Below are 3,691 nucleotides of genomic sequence, written 5' to 3' on the forward strand. Positions count from 1 at the left end.
TTGGTTTAGTAGAAACCATAAACCGCGCTGCTGGCTCACTGCAAAAAGACCAGAACCTGAATGACATTCCGGATAAGGCACAGGCTCGTAACGCCCTTCAACTCAGCACCGCAGCAACAGCGACTCTAACAACGTCAATAACTGACGATACTGCCGGACGCGTTCTTAAAGTAGGAGATCGAGGGCTGGGTAAAGGGATAATTCCCGTACTTCGCGGATTCGATTTTTATCAGTATGGCTTTGCTGCCGGTGAAACTCTGTTTATTGAAACCAATTCAGCGATTAATTTCCCGCCGGGAATGCCTGAGTTTGCAAATACGTATGTTTATGTGAATGTTGTTGGTATTCGTGACACAAAAAATGACTGTGCTCTTTTGCTCTCCAAATACGACACAAATGTAAGTTATCTAGTGTGGAGAATGCAGGCGGGTACATCAAGAGCATGGCAGGTGTTAAAAATACCTGCAACTGCAACCGATATTGGTGCAATTCCGCGAGACCCCATTGGAAGAATTGTAAATAACGGCTCTATGGCTTCTGCCAACACGCCGGGATGGTGGATGGTAGACGTTGCAAACCCTGACACGGTAGCTGATTTCCCCAAATACCCAAATGGTAACAGGTTGTATAGCTATGGTTTTATGTTCGTTGCGCGTTCAGGTGGCGTCTGGCTACAGCAATATTTCTCTCATCATGGGGTGAGTGCCAGCCGCCAGACGTGGAATGGAGACATGTCCGAACGTACGCCGTGGGTTATCGACTACAACACGGCAAACCCACCGCCAGCCACAGATTTGTCGGCTTACGCCACGCAACAATGGGTATTACAAAACTTTGTCGAGGATATCCGTCAGTCAGGGATTATGAATCTGAGTGTAGGGTCTGATGCCAACACCCAGGCCCCCGCAGGTGGTGTGGTGGTTGGTGCTATCGTTAACGGGAACTGGGATAACAACGAAATACTGAAATACACATGGTTACAGAAGAAAGTCCGCGGGTCGTGGGTGACCATTGGGCGCATGTAAGGAGTGGGAAAATGATTCATTTAAAGAATTTTACTGAATATACACCTGTGTCGAAAGAAAACGCAGAGTTGAATACTGAGTTCTCAGCTTTATTTCTGCGTTCTCAGGACGGAGTAGATTGGTACGACGCACAGACACGGTTCGAGCCAGGTACAATGAAAATTGTTTATGACAACAGCAATGTTATTGTTGGTTATTCAACCGATGTCTCAACATTAGTACCTTACGGTTGTTCGGTTGTTGAGATGAGTCTCAGCATGATTCCCGAAACACTTACTGATGACAATACGTGGCAATTTATTGATGGTGAAATCATTCCTCGCCTGTACTCTCAGGAAGAGCAAACAGCTAAGGCTGAAGGCGAAAAGTTGTCGCGTTTGTCACATGCAACATCCGCTATAGCCCCCTTACAAGATGCCGTGGACTTAGATATGGCTACGGAAAATGAAACCGTTCTTCTGCTGGCGTGGAAGAAATACCGTGTTTTGCTTAATCGAGTAGACACGTCAAAACCTGAATGGCCTACGCCACCGAATATTCAGGCCACTTAACATCTGGTGCTGTAGTTAAGTCAAGGCGGCGTAGCGCGGTACGATAAGCCCGTAGCGCCGCCAGTTCGGCTTCTTCCTCACCTGTGATATCTCCGTCTTTTTGTGCTGCGTCCAGCCAGTCAATACGCGCTGTAGCTTCTGCCATGCGGCGGTCGCGTTTATTGGAATAAACATCAAGAACGCCGTCACCATTCTGTTTAAAACCGGTGTCGTTGTCGCCCAAAGCAATTGAGTTACCGCCGAGGGCGTTCGTTGTTCCAATTCCCAGGCTCCCATTAATAACAGCGCCAACGAGAACATTCAAAAGACCAAATTTAAGCGTCATAAGGTCTTTGGTTGTATTACCTGCAACAGTACGCCATTTGAAATACTCGTCCCCATTATCACCTGTTTCAAACCACATATAAGAATCAGCGTCTGAATCCGATTCATTTTTGAACCCGATCTTCGCAAAATCAGTGTTTCTAACCCAGGCAAGGATAGAGTCATTATCAAATGTCATACCACCAGTCATGTGATCGCCTGATTTTTGCAGTGCCCCGGCGGCGCGATTTATGGTTTCTACTAAGCCAACGTTTTAGCTCCCAGGAGGCGTAGGCCATTCGGGTTTTGAGGTATCTACCCGATTCACCATGACGCTGTAGCGTTCCCAGGTTTCAAGCAAGCCAGTTTCTTCACTGGTAGCAATACCCAGTTTTACCGCCCGTTCAAGCGGAGCTATTGCCGTCATAGCCTCTGCCAGCAGGCTGGTTTTTTTTCTTTCGGCCTGCTCAACTAACTCAGCCAGCGTATAAACACGAGGAGATACTTTCCCGTCCCGATACTGCCAGCCGCCATCGATCCAAACGTCATCGAATAACGTGGTGTACGCCACCTCTGCAACACTTTTTTCTACAGGCCAGAGCGTCGTTATGTCACGGGAAAAAGAGCGTATAATTCCCTCGTCATCAATGACAAGTTTCATTGTATCTGTGGCAAATTTCTTCTGTGCTTCATACCAGTCCGTTCCATCTTCTGACTGCAAAAACATTACGTTGTGCTTTTCTGCTAATTCAGCCTGTTCACCTTCCACAGGATGATAGCGAGTAAATTTTTTAAAAAACTGCATTATTTATACCCGTCCAATTGTGAGCCAGTTACCGTTGATATTCTGCTGAATCCAGGTGTAATAAAACCCCTCGTTATTGTCCCATTTCCCATTGACCTGAGAGCCAATTAACACACCTCCGGCTGGCACCAGGCGCTGACCTGAGTTTTCCTCTGCGCCAATATAAGTCACGCCTGATTGTCGGATATTCTGGACAAAATTTTGCAATACCCATGCCTGTGTTGCGTAACCTTCAAAGCTAATAGGTTGTGGATTGTTGGGTGAATAAACCCGCCGTCCTGCATCAAAAACCGCACCGGCACTTAAATCACCTGAAACAATTGCATTACCATTCCTGCTAACAGTAAATGGATTTGATACCCACGCCCCTTTTTCGTCATAAAAATGAATATCAAACCTGTCCTGATAATAACCATATGCGCAAGCCAGAACCTTGTTTACATCAACATGTTTTATTAAGCAGCCAACTTGATTTCTTTCGCCTTGAAATAAAAAACAAAGTTCGCCCCGTAAATAACCTCCTGTTATTGGCAGCGCTCCAACATCTTCAGATGTTGGCTTGTTTGCTGTATTAAAATCACGCCGCCAGCCTGGCCAATAGTCATCACCATGATTAGTGTAGGTAAACTGAGCGCTGGTAACTCCACCCGTTGAGGCTGTTGCTGTCGTAACACGAATGGTCATCGCACCACGAACGCCCAAAACCTCAACGACCGCACCGGCTAACTGAATAATTCCGCACCCTGTATCAGTGATGCTTCGGTTCTCGCCGTAAGACCATGACCCCTTGCACATCCAGTACGGATGATTAAATGCCCCCTGATTTTCAAGCCAGACGATAAACTCTGCTGTTGTCCAGTTCCCACCCCCGCCGATGCTTACAGTTCCGCTGAAAGCCCTCGCAGCTCCGATATTACGTACAAACCAATCCGGTTGTGGCACATCCGCGCCGTTCTGGCCTTTTTGCAGTGCCCCGGCGGCGCGACTTATGGTTTCTACTAAACCAA

General features: G+C 47.1%; 4 protein-coding genes and 2 pseudogenes. 2 read left to right on the top strand and 4 right to left on the bottom strand.

Annotation, left to right across the window (positions count from 1 at the left end; genetic code table 11):
- A pseudogene (locus tag OGY37_RS00130) lies at positions 1-1,025 on the top strand (hypothetical protein); the annotation flags it as partial.
- 11 nt (positions 1,026-1,036) lie between these two features.
- A complete protein-coding gene (locus OGY37_RS00135) occupies positions 1,037-1,576 on the top strand; it encodes a tail fiber assembly protein (RefSeq protein WP_057068793.1) in 540 nt (179 codons plus the stop codon).
- On the opposite strand, the gene OGY37_RS23335 is transcribed toward OGY37_RS00135, so the two are convergent.
- From OGY37_RS23335 to OGY37_RS00150, 4 genes and pseudogenes are all read right to left on the bottom strand, one after another.
- Positions 1,548-1,721, bottom strand: a complete 174-nt coding sequence (locus tag OGY37_RS23335) for a tail fiber assembly protein (RefSeq protein WP_172725526.1) — start codon at positions 1,719-1,721, stop codon at positions 1,548-1,550. The genes OGY37_RS00135 and OGY37_RS23335 overlap by 29 nt on opposite strands.
- 9 nt (positions 1,722-1,730) lie before the next feature.
- A pseudogene (locus tag OGY37_RS23340) lies at positions 1,731-2,150 on the bottom strand (phage tail fiber protein); the annotation flags it as partial.
- A 3-nt stretch (positions 2,151-2,153) separates the two neighbouring features.
- Complete coding sequence (locus OGY37_RS00145) at positions 2,154-2,684, bottom strand: tail fiber assembly protein (protein WP_151237227.1); 531 nt, start codon at positions 2,682-2,684, stop codon at positions 2,154-2,156.
- Between the two features lie 3 nt (positions 2,685-2,687).
- Positions 2,688-3,691, bottom strand: a 1,004-nt coding sequence (locus OGY37_RS00150; protein ID WP_286619758.1) for a hypothetical protein, incomplete at its 5' end; no start/stop codon positions are given.

Origin of the sequence: Citrobacter sp. Cpo030 (assembly GCF_030333005.1) — a bacterium.
In the GTDB taxonomy this organism is placed as follows: domain Bacteria; phylum Pseudomonadota; class Gammaproteobacteria; order Enterobacterales; family Enterobacteriaceae; genus Citrobacter; species Citrobacter portucalensis.